Origin of the sequence: Methylobacterium sp. Leaf87 (assembly GCF_001422775.1) — a bacterium.
Classification (GTDB): domain Bacteria; phylum Pseudomonadota; class Alphaproteobacteria; order Rhizobiales; family Beijerinckiaceae; genus Methylobacterium.
This window is the reverse complement of sequence record NZ_LMMI01000045.1, coordinates 367,035-384,836: the sequence shown is the minus strand read 5'-3', so window position 1 is coordinate 384,836 and position 17,802 is coordinate 367,035. Positions and strand designations below refer to the sequence as shown.

The 17,802-nt window shown below is 59.5% G+C and carries 13 protein-coding genes and 1 pseudogene; 6 read left to right on the top strand and 8 right to left on the bottom strand.

Going from position 1 to position 17,802, the window contains the following annotated elements; all coding sequences use genetic code 11:
- Positions 1-191 precede the first annotated feature (191 nt).
- The 3 genes and pseudogenes from ASF22_RS23360 to ASF22_RS25250 form a co-directional block, all read right to left on the bottom strand.
- A complete protein-coding gene (locus tag ASF22_RS23360) occupies positions 192-1,274 on the bottom strand; it encodes a protein kinase (RefSeq protein WP_082483806.1) in 1,083 nt (360 codons plus the stop codon).
- A gap of 36 nt (positions 1,275-1,310) precedes the next feature.
- A complete protein-coding gene (locus tag ASF22_RS18425) occupies positions 1,311-1,913 on the bottom strand; it encodes a site-specific integrase (RefSeq protein ID WP_244474336.1) in 603 nt (200 codons plus the stop codon).
- A gap of 144 nt (positions 1,914-2,057) precedes the next feature.
- A pseudogene (locus ASF22_RS25250) lies at positions 2,058-2,183 on the bottom strand (hypothetical protein); the annotation flags it as partial.
- Positions 2,184-2,340: 157 nt separating this feature from the next.
- On the opposite strand from ASF22_RS25250, the gene ASF22_RS18415 reads away from it, so the two are divergent.
- On the top strand, positions 2,341-4,314 hold the full coding sequence (locus ASF22_RS18415; protein WP_056266995.1) for a TIR domain-containing protein: 1,974 nt from the start codon (positions 2,341-2,343) through the stop codon (positions 4,312-4,314).
- Between the two features lie 74 nt (positions 4,315-4,388).
- On the opposite strand, the gene ASF22_RS18410 is transcribed toward ASF22_RS18415, so the two are convergent.
- The 4 genes from ASF22_RS18410 to ASF22_RS24140 form a co-directional block, all read right to left on the bottom strand.
- Positions 4,389-5,492 carry a hypothetical protein gene (locus tag ASF22_RS18410; protein ID WP_156647852.1) on the bottom strand — a complete coding sequence of 368 codons (1,104 nt, stop codon included), beginning with the start codon at positions 5,490-5,492 and terminating at the stop codon, positions 4,389-4,391.
- 81 nt (positions 5,493-5,573) lie between these two features.
- Positions 5,574-6,836: a hypothetical protein gene (locus ASF22_RS24145; RefSeq protein ID WP_156647851.1), complete on the bottom strand. Its 1,263-nt coding sequence runs from the start codon at positions 6,834-6,836 to the stop codon at positions 5,574-5,576.
- Positions 6,837-6,903: 67 nt separating this feature from the next.
- On the bottom strand, positions 6,904-8,655 hold the full coding sequence (locus tag ASF22_RS18400) for a hypothetical protein (RefSeq protein WP_056266990.1): 1,752 nt from the start codon (positions 8,653-8,655) through the stop codon (positions 6,904-6,906).
- A gap of 225 nt (positions 8,656-8,880) precedes the next feature.
- Positions 8,881-9,480 (bottom strand): hypothetical protein, encoded by a 600-nt coding sequence (locus ASF22_RS24140; protein ID WP_156647850.1) that lies wholly within the window; start codon positions 9,478-9,480, stop codon positions 8,881-8,883.
- Positions 9,481-10,194: 714 nt separating this feature from the next.
- Here ASF22_RS24140 and ASF22_RS18395 point away from each other — a divergent pair.
- Complete coding sequence (locus ASF22_RS18395; protein WP_056267132.1) at positions 10,195-10,659, top strand: hypothetical protein; 465 nt, start codon at positions 10,195-10,197, stop codon at positions 10,657-10,659.
- A gap of 236 nt (positions 10,660-10,895) precedes the next feature.
- On the opposite strand, the gene ASF22_RS18390 is transcribed toward ASF22_RS18395, so the two are convergent.
- Positions 10,896-11,678 (bottom strand): hypothetical protein, encoded by a 783-nt coding sequence (locus ASF22_RS18390; protein WP_156647849.1) that lies wholly within the window; start codon positions 11,676-11,678, stop codon positions 10,896-10,898.
- A gap of 279 nt (positions 11,679-11,957) precedes the next feature.
- Here ASF22_RS18390 and ASF22_RS18385 point away from each other — a divergent pair, with 279 nt between their 5' ends.
- The 4 genes from ASF22_RS18385 to brxC all read left to right on the top strand — a co-directional run bounded on the left by ASF22_RS18385 (position 11,958) and on the right by brxC (position 17,800).
- Positions 11,958-12,818, top strand: coding sequence for a hypothetical protein (locus ASF22_RS18385; protein WP_056266986.1), 861 nt, complete (start codon positions 11,958-11,960; stop codon positions 12,816-12,818).
- 269 nt (positions 12,819-13,087) lie between these two features.
- A complete protein-coding gene (locus tag ASF22_RS18380) occupies positions 13,088-13,783 on the top strand; it encodes a hypothetical protein (protein ID WP_056266977.1) in 696 nt (231 codons plus the stop codon).
- Positions 13,784-13,785: 2 nt separating this feature from the next.
- Entirely contained in the window at positions 13,786-14,346 is a 561-nt protein-coding gene (locus ASF22_RS18375) for a BREX protein BrxB domain-containing protein (RefSeq protein WP_056266974.1), read from the top strand.
- A gap of 1 nt (position 14,347) precedes the next feature.
- A complete protein-coding gene (gene brxC / locus ASF22_RS18370) occupies positions 14,348-17,800 on the top strand; it encodes a BREX system P-loop protein BrxC (protein ID WP_056266971.1) in 3,453 nt (1,150 codons plus the stop codon).
- Positions 17,801-17,802 lie beyond the last annotated feature (2 nt).

Sequence of the window (17,802 nt, the reverse complement as noted above, 5' to 3'; positions counted from 1 at the left end):
ATGCATCATATCTGATGCGCCTGTTCTATGTCGGCAATGTTTCCCGCGACCACATCGGCGAACTCTCACCGCTGCTCGCAAACTTATTTTGCATGGAACACCAGCAATCAACCCACTGATATAATTTACGACAAATATGATCGAGCGCTGAAAGTTTTGATTGCAAGAATGGTGAATATTTATCAACAAGTCTAAGATAAATCGATATCCTGGAATTTGTTTTTAGTTAAATCAATTATTCTATTCAATTTGCTGTCTTGGTACGGCCAATCATGATCCCCCGTGCTATCTAAATTTGCAAGGTAGACTTGCGCGGCCACCTGATCGGCAGCTTCAGGCGAGTAATTTCGAATTATTTCATTGACTTCACTGATATATTGAACAAGACTTGGGCGCTTCAAGGGATCGATTTGCATACAGCTTTTTGCCAGGTTGTCTGCTGATCCATCCAAGAGCGGCTCAGACATTAGTGCACCACTGTCGATCCACCGACGCCACATTCTATCCTTCTGCCACCTTTTATGAACATCCGACAGTCCTTGACGCCAAGGCCGTGTCAGTTCTCCAATCGGGTGCTTACCTATGCTCAAAAGCTCGTAGGTTAAAAGGCCCATTGACCAAACTGTAGTATGCTGCCCCAAAGGCTCCTTCGCCCATTGCTCAGGAGCCATATAGGGTCTGGTTCCACGAAATTCCCCAATGTCCCTTGCGAGGTTCACGCTGCCAAAATCCGCTATCTTCGGAAAAGTGAATACGTCAAGATCAGGCAAACCGGTCTGCACAGTTCTGATATCTTGAATAAAGATGTTTTCGGGCTTCAAATCCTGATGAGCAACAAGGCCGCGGCTGTGACAATGCAGCAATCCTGTAGCTATGTAACTAAGTAAAGCGAGTCGATTGATTGTACCAACACGCAAATCATCGACCAAATCAGATAGATCTCCATCCCAAAATCTGAACCACGCAATAGGCGTATCAAAAACAAAATCGAAATCAGCTGGCCAGTGAACAAAACGGTGAAAATATAGATTACGCTGAAAACGAATCTCTTTTAAGAACCGCCTTGCTGCCTCCATTGGATCTACCGATAAAGATTTCTTGGGGATTTTTACACATAGTCTTGCAACCGAGTCGCCTTGAAATTTGAGAATTGTACCTCCAAAACCGCCTGTAACACTCAGAAAATCGCCTGTTTCCTTGAATGACAGCAACACTAGCGCTTGAATACTTGGGGTAAGGTCGTGGAAAGAGGGAGTGATAAGTGGACGTTCCAAGCCGCGACCTCATGGAAATTCTCGAGAGATCGCGTCTTATAATGCTTCGACGGCGGCGCGCATCATCTCATCGTTGACGTCGATGTAGCGCTGCGTGGTGGAGAGATGGCGATGCCCAGCGAGCATCATGATGGCTTTGGGTGAGATACCGGCGTGAGCCAGCCGGGTTATGAACCAACGTCGACCACTGTGGCTCGATCCACCACCCAACCCAGCGAGGTCGTACCAGCCTCGCATCAGCTGGCACAGGGTGTTCGCGCTGAACGCCCTGCGCTTCTGGGTGATCAAGACGGACTGCGAGAGGGTAGGGGGCTGAGCGAGGCTGCACAGGTACTGCTCCAACTCCCTACGCAGCCGGGCGTTCATGAACACCACGCGGGCATGACCACCCTTGGTGACAGCTGCGCTGAGCCTCAGTTGCTCGCGAACCTTGCCCTCGCCGTCGACGAGGTCGTTCCAATGAAGCGATGCAATCTCCCCCACTCGTAGCCCAGCGAAGTAGCTCAGCATCAGCGCCATTCGGTTGCGAGGCCCATATTTGCCCTGGCTCACCACTGCAACCAGACGCTTGAATTCCACCTCGGTCGGCACCCTGGCCTGCTTCATCGGAACGTCATGCTTTGTGCGGATCAGCGACAAAGCATGTTGTTTCCAAATGACGGGAAGGGCGAGCTTTCAGTGTAAGCCAGTTTTAACAAGAGCTTAGCTCAAAATTGAGCGTCATAAAATACAGCTTTTATGACGTTATAGGTGGCGTCGAAGCTCAGCGTCCCCTAGGGCGTGTCATCGCTTGAGCCAATCGAGGGCTGCAGCGCGGGAGAGGACGCCCATGAAGCTGGCGGCGGTCTTCTCGTAGCGGGTGGCGATGGCACGCCATTCCTTGAGTGTAGGCGAGATCCAACGCTTCATTGCTGCCGGCCCCCGTCCTCACCATGGGAATGGCTCAGGCGCATTTCAGACAGGCTGCGGAGTGTGACGCGTCGGCCGCGTGGCATATGTCCGGCGATGACAACAGCGAGCGCGAGCGATAGCTTCGCAGCAGCGATGGCTCAGTACCTCGGGGACCATGACCGACAGCGTCGACATTCTGCTCTACGTGGCGCTGAGCGAAGAAGCCGACGCCGTGCTTGAGATGCTCGGGTACGAGTTCGAGCCGAAGGAATTCCCGGACGTCGCGCTGACCGGATTCTTTGGTGGGCTCCGGTCGCCCGTGCTGGGGCGGGACTTCAAAATCGCCGTCGTTCCGGCCGGCAAGATGGGCAACACCCATTCAGCCAATGTGGTCTCCCTGCTAATAGAGAAGCTGAAGCCGGCCGATGTGGTCGTCATCGGCATCGCTGGCTCGCTCTCCAACGACATGGAGCCGGGGGACGTGTTCGTGCCCGACGGCGTCAACGAGTACCTCGCCAACTCCGCTGGCGTTGGCGAGAAGCGCTGGACGTTCACGACGTCCGGAAATCACTTCCAGACCTCGGTCCGCCTCCTCAACCGCTTCCAATACTTCGCGCGCCTCCACAATGCGGAACACCAAGCTTGGATTGAGGACACGCGGCGCCTTCGCACCGCTCTGATTTCCGCGGCGACAGAGACGGCGATGACCGAGGCCGGCCTCAACAGCCGTGGGGCATGCAAGCTCTTCGCCGGCGAAGACCGCAAGCTCGCCAGCGGCCCCGCCGTTGGCAAAGGCAAGGGGTTCGTGGAGTGGATCACCCGCGACGTCGACCGCAAGGCCGCGGCGATCGAAATGGAATCGGCCGGGGTCTACGACGCCACAATCGTTCGGACGCCCGCGCCTCGCACGGTCGCCATCCGCGGCATCTCCGACTACGCCGACGCCCGCAAGGAGAAGATCGAGAAGACGGCCAAAGGTCTCTTCCGCGGCTTATCCGCCAAGAATGCCGTGACGCTCTTCAAGCGCGCCGTTGAGGCCGGCGTATTCGGGCCTGATGACCCCTCGGCGCCGGCCGCTGGCGCGTCTAGCCCCTCCGGCAAGGTGGTCTCGCGCGCCAAAGCGGTCTTCGTCATCGGGGGCGCCACCGGCGAGACGGATGATGTCGACGCGGAGACCCCGCGCCTGAATCGCGCGTCCTTGAAGCTTGGCGCGGCCTTGGTGGATGCGGGCGCGCAACTCCTGGTCTGCAGCCCGTTTCCGGATTCGGCCGACTATTACACGGCCATGGGATACGCCGACGCCAAAGCCGGCGGGGTTATCCACTTCCACAGCCCTTCCCACCCCAAGGTCGAGGAGAAGCGGGCTCTGCTGCGCCAGACGCTGGGGCGGCCGGACCTGACGATCCAGGACTGGAACTATCCCGGCCCCGAGACCGACGATGGGGACTCCTGGTTCCAGGCTTGGCTACTGGCGCAGCTGCAGGCCCTCGACAAGGCCGACGTCGTGGTGGCGCTAGGCGGCAAGGTGTCCAAGACCGCTAACACTCTCCTGCACTTAGCCGAAGCCAAGGGCCTGCCGATCGTCCCCTTCGCTTTCCTGGGCGGGGCGGCGCGGCGCAGCTACGAGCGGCGCGACTGGGCGCGGCTCAATCCCGGCTTTGACCCATCCATCCTCCACAAGGACGAGGGGATCGATCAGGCCGTCTCGATCGCCAACCAGCTGCTGGTCGATCGGGTCAAGCGGTCAGCGTCCGGCGGCGCTCGGCCAAAGACGATCTTCATCAGCGTCGCGAACCAGGACGCGGCTATGGGCGAAGCGCTCAGCCGCGCACTGCACACTCAGGGGCTGGAGGCGGTGTTCGGCGACAACTTGTTAGAGCCTGGGCAGATGGTGCCGGCGGCGATCGAGCAAGGCATCCGCCGCAGCGAGGTCACGGCGGTGATGTGGAGCCGCGCCTATGCTCAGAGCGCTTGGTGCTACGATGAACTCAGCCTCGCGCTCAGCCTGGAAGCGCTCGGCATGATGAAGATCTGGCTCTTCAATCTGGACGATTCGCCCATTGTCCACGCCGGGGCGCGCAAGCTGGCCGCCATGTCGATCCGCAGCCCGGAGAGCCTAAAGAACGCCGTCACGGAGTTGTTGAGATAAGGTTTCTGACGCCCGACGCGGGCCCCTCGGGAAGGTAGTCGCGGTAGGCCCAGTTCATCAGGCCCCCGGCTTCTTCACGGTTTGGGCGTGGTCCACTTTGTTGGCCGGGCCTTCCAGCACTTGGCGTAGAATTCCTTGCGTTCCAAGGTCTTGCTACTTTGATCGTATGGTTTCCGCATCCGAAGCCCATCACCCTTGTACATCTCTGCGATACGAACGTGCGCCTCTCGCATAGCGGTGAAACGACCACCACCAAAGTGGCTATCACGCTCGCCCACCAACTCCTTGAGATTGATGTTCCAGCATTTCATCACGGTGCAGCCGCGTTTGATCGCCTCTGTGGCGAAAAGGGTGTCCTCGCCGTGAATCGTGAACGAGGGGTCGGGCAAAACCTCATGGCGCCTGGCTTTGCGAAAATTCCGAACAATGAACATGCTGCCCTTGAGATCAGGGTTGCGTTCAAAAACATGATTTTCCGCATACAAGGCGGGGTCCTCGACATATTTGGCGTTAAACCCACCACCAGGCTTGCCTGGATTGTTGGGAAAGAAAACATCGACCTCCGCATAGGCAGCCTGCCCGTTCTTTGCCATTTCGGGGAATAATCTCCAGGCGCTGTTGTGCTGTGCTTTTTCGTAGAGCACTGCATCATCGTCCATCATGATGCCCCAGTCGTAATCGCTCGCGTAGAATGCCTTGAGGCACTCGATACGATTGAGGATCAGGATCGCTCCCGGAACCAGGTTGACGGAACCTCCCAACTTTCGGGCCCGGGCCAGGCATCCGGCATAGTCAAGTTCGAAGGAGTCCAGATCCGCTTGGCTCCATCCACTCAACCGGAGGTGCAACTGCACGTCCGTATTTTCTAACCAAGCTGCGATTTGCTGGGCAAAAGCTTTTCTACGCTTGCGCCACTTGTTGTCATCAAGCGGACGGAACGATGTGATAAAGCCACCAAATTGCTTGGCAACCTCCATCGCCACTCTGTCACTGGACGATTTATCCAGAGGAAAAGTTGTTGTACTAAAGGCGCGGGTTGAATTGACTTCATTCGCCTTTTGGATGGCTGCATTGCGAGGCATAACGGGCGGACCATCAACTGTGCTGAAAACCGGCGAAGACGCGACAAAAGTATCATCTTTGATATTCGTAGTTTTTTTCATTGCTTTCTCTTTCATTGCAAAATGATGAACATCAATTGGATGATCCTTAGCATTACAAATCCAGTGCGAATTTGATTTGACCGGTAGATTTTCCGTTTAACGGAAATCGTCTAAAACGTTGCTCAGCAAGCCTTTGTTATAAAACTGCAGCTGCTGCTTTCGATTATCAAAGTGCGAGATGTTTCCAGTCTCAAATAGATGATGAATCGCCCGCACGCCCTCTTGAACGTGCCAGGGAACGAGCGATCCCATGCTCAGATCCATGTCGCAAAGGAGGTTTGCCTGCTCGATGGCGCTCAACTCCATGTAGGTTTCATGGTGACTGAGAAGATTGGAGCCTACTGAATCGAAGGCCGGAACGGCGGGACTGCTGCCAGGCATGAAATCACCTAGCGTGCAGAGCCGACCAAGGGGGCTGTCAAACGGAAAGCGGATGCTTTGATCCAGCTTCGCTCCACGCTGCGGGAAGGAGAACGAACGGAAGTCGAAGGCGTTATCGGAGCCGCTGTTGCCAGTCATACCCAGCTTCAACCCTAGGGTGACCTGCCCATAGGCTTGCGCGATCCTGTACGCGCGGCTGCTATCGAAAGTGACTTCGAGATCGTCCCGTTTTAGATAGCCGTGCAATGCTCGCTTGAGCGCCGTGAGTAACACAGCAACCCCGGGCTCGGTGGTGCCCAACACGTGGATGTGCCGGATGTGATCCAGATGGCCGTCGTCGATAAGCTTCTTGATCGCTTTGCACCAAAACCAAAAATCGAGGCGGGTGTGGCCGCCCAACGCAATACCCCACATACGTCGGGTCTTCATCTCGGCTGCCCAAGCTCGAGCCTCCTGATGATTACGTCCCTGGTACACAGCTAGAAGCCGGGTTCCCGCACGGGCATTGGCAATGGCGTAGTCCGTGTTGTCTAGGGTGGCATCAAGGCACTTACGAAAGGTCCAAACATTGGACTGTGCGTCGATAGCGCGAGTCGGCACGTCGACGGGAAGACCCACATTGCAGTTGGTCTCAATCCACTTGAGCGAGCGTTCGCGAAACGTCTGGAGCGCCTCCTTCACAGCTCCGCTGATTACGGAGAAACCGCCGCTATCGCCCAATAGGAACGATGTGCTTGGGTCGCGATGGCTCACCATTGTGGGCTTGGTGTCGTAGACCCCTTCCGCGGCTGTATAAAGGGCCCAGGGGTAGTGAAACAGTCCGGCCGGATCGAGGAAGTCCAATTGGTGGGCGGTAAGACCGGCAGGAAGCGGTCGCTTATGCGCGGACGCTGGCTTGCGTGTGAAATGAGCAAAGTTGCCATTGATGGCCGGTAGGAAGCGCGCGTAGTTATTCGCACGCTGATGCAGCGCGATCATGTCATTGTCCAGTTGATGGTTGGGTGATGGATGGGGAGCCTTTCGAAAGGCTCCCCTCAAATGCCTGCTAGATCGCGGAAGGCTCATTGTTGGGGGTCAGCGAAGCCCCCTTAGGCCATTTCACATCGTCAATCTTGCGAACGCCACTGTTCATTCGAACGCCGTTCACAGACAGTGGGATAAACACGCGGTAGTTGGAACTATTTGTGCCGAACTCGAAGCAAACCCCGTGATCTCCCGCCCGACAGACCACACCGACATTGACCTCGGGGTACACCGCCTCAAAAGCTCTCAGGAATGCCACATAGTCGTCTAGGCGGACGGACACAGAGCTTGCTCCCTGAACGTCCTCGACTGCCATACCGACGGGACGGGCGTCAGCCTTGGCTCCACTGGACGTAAATCCTTTGGCACCAATCGTAATGGTCACATCCGGTGGTGGATTGGCCCTCCTGGTTGCGGTCTTCACTGCCTTGGCAGCGTTGTCCGCGTACGGACCGGCGTAGCCGTGGAACACCGCTGGCACAGCCTTGCAGCTCGCGAGAAAGGTCAAGTTGGGACTCAGCTCCATCGGTAATGGGCCGGTGAGACCCTGAAGCAGCACTCCAACGCTATCCTTGCCTGCGCCAGCATCGCTGGCTGCGCCGGTATACAAAAGCAATTTGCCGAAGCCCGTTGCTCTCTCGGTGGCCTCTACACCGACATCAAAGACAACTCGGCGCTCCATCGGCAAAATGTTCGCCTCCACGCGCTTGCGCCTCTGTGTATCCAGCCGAGTATGTCCCTGGACCGCGGCATCCAGAATGAGGTCACGTTGGTGTGTTCGCACCTCCACAATCACGCTGCTGGGGCCCAGCAAAAGGCTCCAGGTGATCTTTCCATCCGGGTGGAACACCATCTGCGGCTCGTCCTGCCGCCGGGGAGTACGAGGACTGTGTGGGTCTGTTCCCGGTCGCGCGACACTTGATGTGGCCTCCGCAATTACGCATCGCCCCATCTGCATCGCTTCCGCGAGCGCCTGAGTGCGAGGCAATGGCTTCGCAAGATCGGCAACTGCCTTGGTGACCAAGTTCTCAGCTACCTCGCCCACCTCTTCTGTTGTACCGTCGGGGCGCACGGCCTGAAGCACCACTTTGGGGGTTGCTCCGCCCATGCCAGCCAATACGGACAGGCCGCGCGCAAACAGGATCCTCCCCACCTCTTCGACACTCAGGGCGATGGGGTGGGGCGACTGATCGTCGTCGGCAGCCTCCTTGCGCTCCAGAGCATGGGTGCCACCCGCTTTTTCGATAACGCTCAACACTTTGAGAACACTGTCGCGGCTCAGCTGCATATCTTCCAGTCGGAGACCTTGCTCTCTAAGAGCCAGCAGCAAGCCGTCGTGCTGCGAGCAAAGCGAGTTCACTCGCTTGCTGTTGCTTGTCTTGTTGAGAGCATCGCCAACGTTGAGGCCGAAGAGGGCCGAAGCTGCTGGCGCAAACACATGGTTGCTGCCCGGCTTCTTGAACTTGCCCTCTCCGAACGCATCGGGAAACTGGTTGTCTGGCGCATGCTGGAAATACAGCATGGCCATGGCGAGCAAGGTCGAGTTGGCAAATCGTGACCTGTTGCCGGCGACCGCCACGACTGAACCCATCGCGGTGATGGAGGTCTGCCAGGTAGCGCGGTCCGCATCGGTGGGGTGGGCACCACCTTCGGGAACCTGATCGTCAATCAGATCCTGGTTGGCTGCAATCAACGCAGACAGGGAGGTGGTGTCGGTGATGATGGCGAGAGCAGGCGCAAGAACGGCAGCGTGCTGAGTGGGAACGGCGGTCATCGAAATCTCCAAACACAATCGATTGCCGCGCCGCCAGGATTGGCAGCACGTCAAAACAGCCGCTCACGTGCGGACGTTTTGGTGGTTGGATGGACCTTCGCGGCTCCTAGATGCGCAGCAAGCTGCCACCACCAACCAATCGATTGCGTAGGCAAGAGAATCGGCCCGCGCAGTCAGATGTATAGATATCACGTTCTATAGGATCGTCAAGCACTGTTTTGCATGTTATTGCACTAAAATCTGACGACCCTGGGTAGACTGGTTAACTTGCGAATTTCCGTTGAACGGAAAGGTGCTCTCTGTGCCCATAGGAGTCAGGCTTTGCTCCCGCCGCCTCGCGTGCCGTGCCAGAGCCGCAGCCTTCATCTTGGCTTTGTGCTCAGCACTCTTGGGCTGACCCTTGAGAGCCTTACCGATGGCTTGGCGTACTGATGGGGACTGGGTTGTTCCGGTCCTGGCTTTCCGGATCTTTTCGATGCTCTCGGGTCGATGGGTCTCACCCGGCTGCATATGGCACACCCGCTTGCTCTTCTTTCGAGTTTTGATCTCCATGGTTTCCGCGTTGATGATGCCCGCTTTGAAAGTATCCTTGTTTTTCCATGTCAGCACATAACCGTCCTCGCTTGCCATGAACTCCCAGGCGTCCTTCATCAAAATCCGCTCTCGCAATCTTGCAAGCTGATATCGACTTCGCTTCCAAATGGCTAAGTATTCTTCAAATGTTATGTCGAAAATGCGCCCTTGGCCTTCCTGATAGCTTTTGCTTGCAGCATATCTTTGATGCAAGTAAGCATTGACTCTTGTTTCAAATGCGATATTCTTCATCGTTATTATATCCTAATTTCGTAGTTACCAACACATTTTCCTGAATGGCCACAATGTTGCCTGAGCTGCAAACATAATTAGCACGGCAATAGGTTGGTTGTATGTATATTTATAGGAGGCAATACTGACCTAGATGGAAAGTAATAGATTACATCCATCTACTCCGTAGGAGTAGATAGACGCACCCACATTGCTCCCAACTAGATCAGGCATAGCCGTCCTGACATACGACGTTTCGCGTCGTGCCTTGCTCGCTCTGCTCGCAAGCCACTCGCGAAGCCGTCGAACGTCGATGCGCTGCGCTCCTCGTCTTGCTGGCTTTCGCCATCAGACGAGGGCTGCTCGTGGCGCCATTTCGCTGTCGCTCCATTGGGCGCGCCACGAGCGGACTTCCAGTCTACCCATTTGGTTCTTGGGTTATGGGGTGGGAAGGTTGTGCCGCGCCGCCAACGTGAGATGCAGTCAGCTCGAAACATGCGAAAATCGAAGAAAACAGAGCGCAAAATCAATAGCTTAGGCAAGCGTCTTGAGCTGCCGTAAGCAAACACGCGCGGACGATTTCTATGCTGCATTTCCCGCTCAATCCGCATCAAATAACTTCTATGCTTCGTGTCAGACACAAAGCCAGAGCTAGACGCAGTCTTCGGTTGAACGGCAGTGCAACGGCAGTAGCGTCCCGGCATGAGATCCACACGGGGTCCAACGGAGATGCAGATGTCGGTGCTCAAGTCCCTGAAGCTCAGCAACGCGGCCCCCATCGCCCTGGGGAGTGATCCGCTGGCGCGCGCTCGTGACAAGCTGCTCGGCAGCCTGGCCGATCAGCGGGCCTTCGCCAGCGCGGTGGCGGCCGGCGAACTCTACACGCCACCCAAGAACCTCGTGAGCCGCAAGAACGAGGCGGGCGAGCGGGTCAGGGTCGAGGTGAGCCGGCGCATGCGCAAGGGCTGGTTCGAGGACGGCACGGGTACCATTCATTTCGTAGCCCGCGTGGGCGGCAAGCCGCTGGAGCTGGCCAAGGGCAAGCAGGCGGTGGAGGTGGGCAGCTTGGACAAGCTGCCACTGGTCATCGATACGCTGATCGAAGCCGTACGCTCGGGAGAGCTGGACGCTCAGATCGCAACCGCCGCCGAGGCACGCGGGTTGATGATGGCAGAGTGCCGCAAGCCCCGGGCAGTTTGAGCGCTCCCGCAGCGACGGTGAACGGCATGGCTAATCATGCCGCTCACTGAGCCGTCTGCCACGGGTACTTGGTCCGACGCACATACGGCGAAAGGCTGCATTTTAGCGGCTTTTATGAGCGTATTCTCAAAAGCTTAGGCGGGCCAATGTCGTCGCCAGCTACTTGCGCGCAGGACGTCAAGATCCAGCGACCGCGCTGCTGCCAACGGCCTTCGCATGCCTCCCGTGGCGACCAATCAGTGCGCGAGGCCCACCGGCTTGTCGAGCTCAACGCGAAACCGGATTGCCCGATCGAACGATGGGGCTTTCCGGTATTGCCGATCACGCCGCCACGACGGGGCGCTTTCATCACCCACCAGGCGTGTTTCGAACAAACCCAACCACGTCAGCGGCCGCAGCACCCGGCTCTCGAAAGCAAACCCTGCGAAATCCGCCGGGCCGTAGTCCAGCGCGGGGTCCCAAACCGTACAGCTACGCATCAGGTCTTCGCGAGCGATCCAGTCCGGCGACATGACGGAAAGGCACCACAGCACGATGCCGATGTGGTTCTGCGGCCAGGCCTCCACGGGCACGCGGTCGAAATAGCCAAGGTTGACACGCCAGAACATCGTCTCGAACAGGCAACGGAACAGATCCGCAGCTTGGTCGTCACGAACAAGCGTTGCACCAGCTTTGGTCACCAGCAGCCGCCGCTGCCGTTTGCGAAGCAGCTTGGCAGTTTGCGCGATGATCCGGGTAGCCTCCACAGGCATCACATCGATCTCGTTGAGCACCTTGTTCATCGAGAGCACCTGGGCCTTGTCATAGCCGGGCCAGGTCATGGCATCGAAGAGCGCCCGAACGTCGGCGCGGCTCAGCGCACCCGTGGCGGTCAGCGTGAGGCCAGCGAGAGCTTGAGCCCGCTGGATCATCAGGCGCGTGGTACCCACCAGTTGCGCGGCCATCGCGTGATCCGCTGTGGCATCGACGGTGATCACCTCCGGCATTCCCCCGCCTGGCAGATCGAGCAGGGAATCCAAGCTGGATCGGGTGAGGAGGCCCCAGACAGGGGGGTGGGTGAGCGTGGACATGAGCGAATATGTGCCACCGCTTCAGCGGTGATGACCAGGGTTATCAGGCCTGCTCCAGGACGCTCACCCACACGCTGGAAGGGCTCCCGTGCTGCGAGGGCGCTTAACCTGCGCCCCGCCGGTGCTGGGGCTTCCTGGGCGCGGGATGACAGCTGTCGCTGTGAGGGGAGGGGGCAGCGCTCGGAGTGGGTTTGCCCATCTGATCCTCCAACGACGCGAGGATAAGGAATGATCCGGCTCTGGCTCACGAGCACGGCCATCGGCACGCTCGCAGCTTGGTACTTCGGCCTCGATCCATTCGCCCCCTACTTGTACGAGTTCATCATCCTCGGCGTGTTGGTGTTCGGCGCTGGCTTTCTCATCCTCGTGGCGGGCATGATTGGCAGCCCCATCCTCATGCTGCTCGTCGTAGGAGCGCTTCCCCTGGCTATGGGATACAGCGAGCACATACTGCAGCGGGAGACCAAACCCAGCGGAGCCTTCCACCGGTACGGTACCGATGCCCCCGTAGGCCTGGCGACACGCATTGAAGGATCTCACCTCTACGGGCGGATCACCAATCAGCATCCCCGGGATTGGCTACGCCTGGCCATGATCCGGTGCACGCCGGTGTTCGCGAACAGTACTCCCAGCCAGCGGGTGCGGGAGATTTCAGTGGGCGCCGGTGGATGGTTGGCCCCGGGTGAGGAGGTGGAGCAACGACTGATGTCGAGTGACGGGATCCTGTGGGAGCCTGGCATGAGCATGCGGCTCACCACCTGTACAGTCGGCTCCGCAGATTTCTACGCGGACCCTGAATTTAAACCTGCCTTCACCTACGCCAAAGACCAAGAAGACCGCTACGTGTTCGAGGTCACAAACACGCGGCAGGATGCCAGCCTTACGCGGGTTGGTTTCTCCTGCTGGGTCCTGAACGCTGCGGGCGGCAGCCAACTACATAAGCAAGATCTGCGGGTGATTCCTCTGTACGCCGACGGCACCAGCTATCGCGTGCCACCAGAGCAGCGAATAACCCTCTACATCTCTGAGCTTTTTGCCGGTCGCAGCATCACAAGCTGCGCCGTGAAAGAGGTTTCGTGGGGCCATTGACCGGCGCGGCTACAGGGTCGCCGTTTAAGAGCTTGAGCGTCGATACGCAGCTCGCGTTGCATTGGGAAATTACGACCCATCCCGCCGGCAAGTTTGCCGGCGAGAGAGGGGGTAACTCTTGACCCATGTTCGACTGCTGCTAAGTTATAGGTGAGAGCGGGGGCGGTTCGGTGTTGAGTTCAGAAGGAAGTTTCTTTTTAGGGGTGGCTGAGGTGGCGCCCGGCGACCTCTTCAGGTTCGGCGCTCGTGGGCCGCATACGAGCCGAACTATGATGTTTGCCGACTTGTCCGCTGCGCTATCGACCGTGCTGCCGGCCGCGGACGCGACGGCCTATGAGCGGGCTATCATCGACGACAACTGCACCGGCAAGTCCACGACGGCCACTCGACGGGCTACCCAGCAGCGGCTGTCGGAACTCTACGGCCTGGATCCGGACGACCTGATCTTCCGAGCGCTGCGACATCTGTGGGATCGGGATGTACTAGGGCGCCCGCTCATGGCGGTGACATGCGCGCTCGCACGGGACCCTCGTCTCCGTCAGACCGCCCCGTTCATCCTCGACCTGCGCCCAGACGCGGAACTTCAGCGCGAAGTCATGAAGGATGCCGTTCGCTCGGAGGCCCACAACCGACTGTCCGAGGCGACGCTCGACAAGGTCGTACGGAATGCCTCGAGCACCTGGGTCCAGTCAGGCCACCTCAACGGTCGTACCTTCAAGCGACGGGCGCACGTGGTGGCCACGCCGGCCGCCGCGACCTATGCCGCGTACGTCGCCTACCTGGCCGGCCATCGCGGCATGGATATGTTCGCGTCGGACTGGTTCCGCGTCCTAGATCTGCGCCCCGAGCAGGCTCTCGACATGCTCCAGGAGGCCAGACGACTCGACATGGTCGACCTACGGATCGCCGGTGAGGTGGTGTCGATCAGGTTCGATCGCTTGGCCGCCGATCCTCGGAGAGCTTGACCATGTCGTTGATCGAGGATCTGGCCGAGCGGTATCGGCGTCACATCGGTATACCCTGGCAGCGCACGGTCGCGGGGGCCCAACGCGTCCTGATGCTTGTCTACGACAAGGAACTCGAGCGTCCCCTGCGGGCCCAGAAGGGCGTTTTCCGGATTAAAACCACCGAGGCAGGGTACGAGTGGCGTGAGGTCGACCTCACCAACGCTTTCGCCGAATTCATGGCCGCGGACGAGTATAGTGATGCCTACTTCGAGGAGCCGGAGACTCTCAGCCTGAAGATGAGCTCGGGCGAGTTCCGCGACTTCCTGGCGGAGCGCGTCAGGGGCGCCCTCCTTGCCGAGGGGGTCACCGACCGGACGGTCGTCGCCGTGTTCGGAGTGGGGTCGATCTTCGGCCTTTGTCGCCTGTCTGAGGTCCTGCCCCTCGTTGAGCGCGACATCCGCGGGCGGCTTGCCGTGCTCTTCCCGGGCCAGCTCGACCAGAACAGCTACCGCCTTCTCGATGCACGCGACGGGTGGAATTACCTCGCCGTGCCGCTCACGATCCGTGGTGAGGACCGATAACATGAAGATCAAAGACATCCTCGTCAGGAACCCGACCGAGGCCCTCGCTAATCAGGGGCAGGCGCGCATCGCCACCGTCGACGACGAGCGGACCATGGGCGAGCTCCGCTACGAGCTCTCGACCTTTGTCTGTGAAGGCGCCTTCCAATCGGCCCTCGTGCGGATGCTCGCCTCCTATGTCCAGAACGTTGGCCGGACCGACGCCGCGCAAAAAGGTGCCTGGGTCAGCGGGTTCTTCGGGAGCGGCAAGAGCCACCTCCTCAAGATGGCCGCCCACCTCTGGCAGAACACTCAGCTCCCGGGCGGCCTCTCTGCGCGCGGCGCAGTCCATGACTTGCCGTCGGAAGTCGCCGACGCTCTCAAAGAATTAGACACCGCATCGAAGCGGGCGGGCGGCCTCCTCGCAGCGGCAGGCACACTCCTTGGCGGTGCCATGGACACGCCGCGCCTCACGATCATCGGCATCATCCTTAGGGCCGTGCGGCTCCCCGACCAGGTTCCCCAGGCCCGGTTCTGCCTGTGGCTCCATGACGAGGGCAAGCTTGAGGCCGTCGAGGCTTCGATCGCCGCCACTGGCCGAACCTTCTCGAAAGAGATTAACAATATGTACGTCAGCCGGCCGCTCGCGAAGGCCGTCCTCGACGTCATTCCCGGCTTCGCCGCGGACGAGGCCGACGCGATCAAGGCATTCCGGTCGCAGTTCCCTGCGCAGACCGGCGACATTACTACCCAGTCCTTCGTAGACCTCGCTAAACGAGCGCTCTTGAAGGTGTCGCCGAATGGCAAGCTGCCCTGCACCCTGGTGATCCTCGACGAGGTGCAGCAGTACATCGGCGAATCTCTCGAACGCTCCTCCAACGTGGCCGAGTGCGCCGAGGCCCTGTCCAAGGAGTTTGACGGCCACCTCATGGTGATGGGAGCTGGCCAGAGCGCGCTCAACGATGCACCCCGTCTCCAGTACCTGCTCGATCGCTTTACGATCCGCGCCAACCTCCAGGATGCGGACGTCGAGGCTGTCACGCGCAAGGTCCTCCTTCAGAAGAAGAACTCGGCCGAGGGCCACGTCGCCGGCATCCTCGAAAAGCATCGGGGCGAGATCTCCCGGCACCTCTCTGGGACCCAGATCGGGGAGCGGAGCGCAGACCACGCGATCATCGTGACTGACTATCCCCTCCTGCCAGTCCGGCGCCGTTTTTGGGAGGAGGCGTTCCGTCAGGTGGACAGCGCGGGGACGTCAGGTCAGCTCCGGTCCCAGCTACGCATCATCAACGACGCGCTCGCCAAAATGGCCGAGGCCGACGTCGGGAAGGTAATCCCCGCCGACGATCTCTACGACGCGCTAGCGCCCGACATGCTGGCGAGCGGTGCGCTCCTGCACGAACTCAACGAGCGGATCGGCTCGGTCGGTAAGGACCACGAGCCACTCGCTACCCGGGTGTGTAAAATCGTCTTCCTGATCGGCAAGTTCCGGCGGGAGGGGCTCGCAGACAAGGGCATCCGGGCCAAGCGGGAGCATATCGCCGACCTGCTCATCGAAGACCTAACGGTCGATAACGGCAAGCTTCGCGACGAGGTGGACCAGGTCCTAAAGGCTCTCGCTGACCAAAGCATCCTTATGCCGGTCGGAGATGAGTACCGCCTGCAAACCCGCGAGGGCGCCGAATGGGATGCCGATTTCCGGGCCCGGGTCGCGAAGATCCGAGCGGACGACGCGCTCGTGCAGTCCCGCCTCAACCAGGTCCTTCGAAGCCGGCTCGAGGCGGAGATCGCCCGGCTCAAGCTGCTCCACGGCGCCGCCAAGGTGCAGCGGAAGCTGAACATCTCGTGGGGGGATACCCCCCCTTCCAATACTGGAAACAACATCCCAGTCTGGGTCCGCGACGGCTGGAGCGCGAGCGAGAAGGAGATGCTCGACCATGCCCGGAAGGTTGGGATGGACAGCCCTCTCGTTCATGTCTTCATCCGCAAGCAGTTCGCGGAGGACCTTCGGCGCTTCCTTGTCGAGGAGCAGGCCGCTCGCGACACGCTGCTCCATAGAGGGAGTCCCGAGAACGAGGAGGGCAAGGAGGCCCGGCGGGGCATTGAGAGCCGAGAGGGGACCGCGCGGACCGAGAAGGACAGGATTGTCGCCGAGCTGGTCGGACAAGCCATCGTCGTGCAAGGCGGTGGGGCTGAGCGCCCCGAGGAGATCCTCGTCGATCGCATGACGGAGGCTGCCAAGGCATCGTTTGCACGTTTGTTCCCGCGTTTCCAGGAGGCCGATTCGCCCCACTGGGATACGGTCATCAAACGGGTGCGCGAAGGTTCCGATACGCCTTTTGACCCGGTTGGCCACCGCGACACCGCGGACAAGCACCCCGTCGCTAAGCAGGTGCTCGCGACGGTCGGCGCCGGCATGACTGGGACAGACATTCGAAAGCGGCTCCAGGATATCGGGTTCGGCTGGCCCCAGGACGCGATAGATGCTGCCTTAATGGCCCTCCATCGATCGCAGCACATCAGCGCGACGCTCAACGGCGTGGTCGTGGCCGTCGGAACCCTCGACCAGAACAAAATCCCGAAGGCGAGCTTCAAGCTCGAAAAGGCGACATTGGGGGCGGCGGATAAGATCCGTCTACGCGAGCTGTTCTCGAAGCTTGGAGTGATTTGCAAGAGCAACGAAGAGGCGGCCAAGGCCCCGGACTTCCTCTCGAAGCTTCTGGAGCTCGCCCGGGCGGCAGGGGGCCCTGCGCCGTTGCCGGAGGCTCCACTGACGAAGGACATCGAGGACATCCAGAGGTTGGTCGGCAACGAGCAGCTCGTCGCCCTCCATGCGAAGGCCGACGAGCTAGAAGGGCAAGTTAAGACCTGGGGCGATCTGAAGGATTTCAAGAGCCAGCGTACGCCGAATTGGACCCTCCTTGAGAGGCTTGCGCGGCATGCCGGCATGATGTCCTCCCAACCGGAGGAACTCGTCGAAGTCGAAAGCATCAAGTTGACTCGGTCGCTCCTCTCGACGCCGGATCCGGTCGTTCCAGTGATCAAGGCTCTGGGTGCCGCCCTTAGGGCAGAGGTAGTTCGTCTCTCACAGGAGCTGGCAACCGCCATCTCTCAGGGTGTCGCTCAGGTCGAGGCGCACCCCCTCTGGTCGAAGACGGACCCGAACGAGCGGGATCGCCTCCTGTGCATCCACCGCCTACTTGCGCCGAACGCGCCGGCCGTCGGCACCGACACAGAGGTGCTTCAAACGCTCGACACCACGTCCCTTAGGGAGCTGACGGATCGTCCCATGCTCGTGCCTGGCTACGTGCAGACCCTCGTAAAGGAACTCGCGGCGCTCCATGAACCGAAGGTTTCGTTCATTCGCATCGAGCCAAGCCTACTTCGGACGGCGACAGAGGTAGAGGATTGGGTCGACCGTCAGCGCACTTCCCTTCTCACCGCCGTGGCCGATGGCCCAATCCAGCTGAGCTGAGA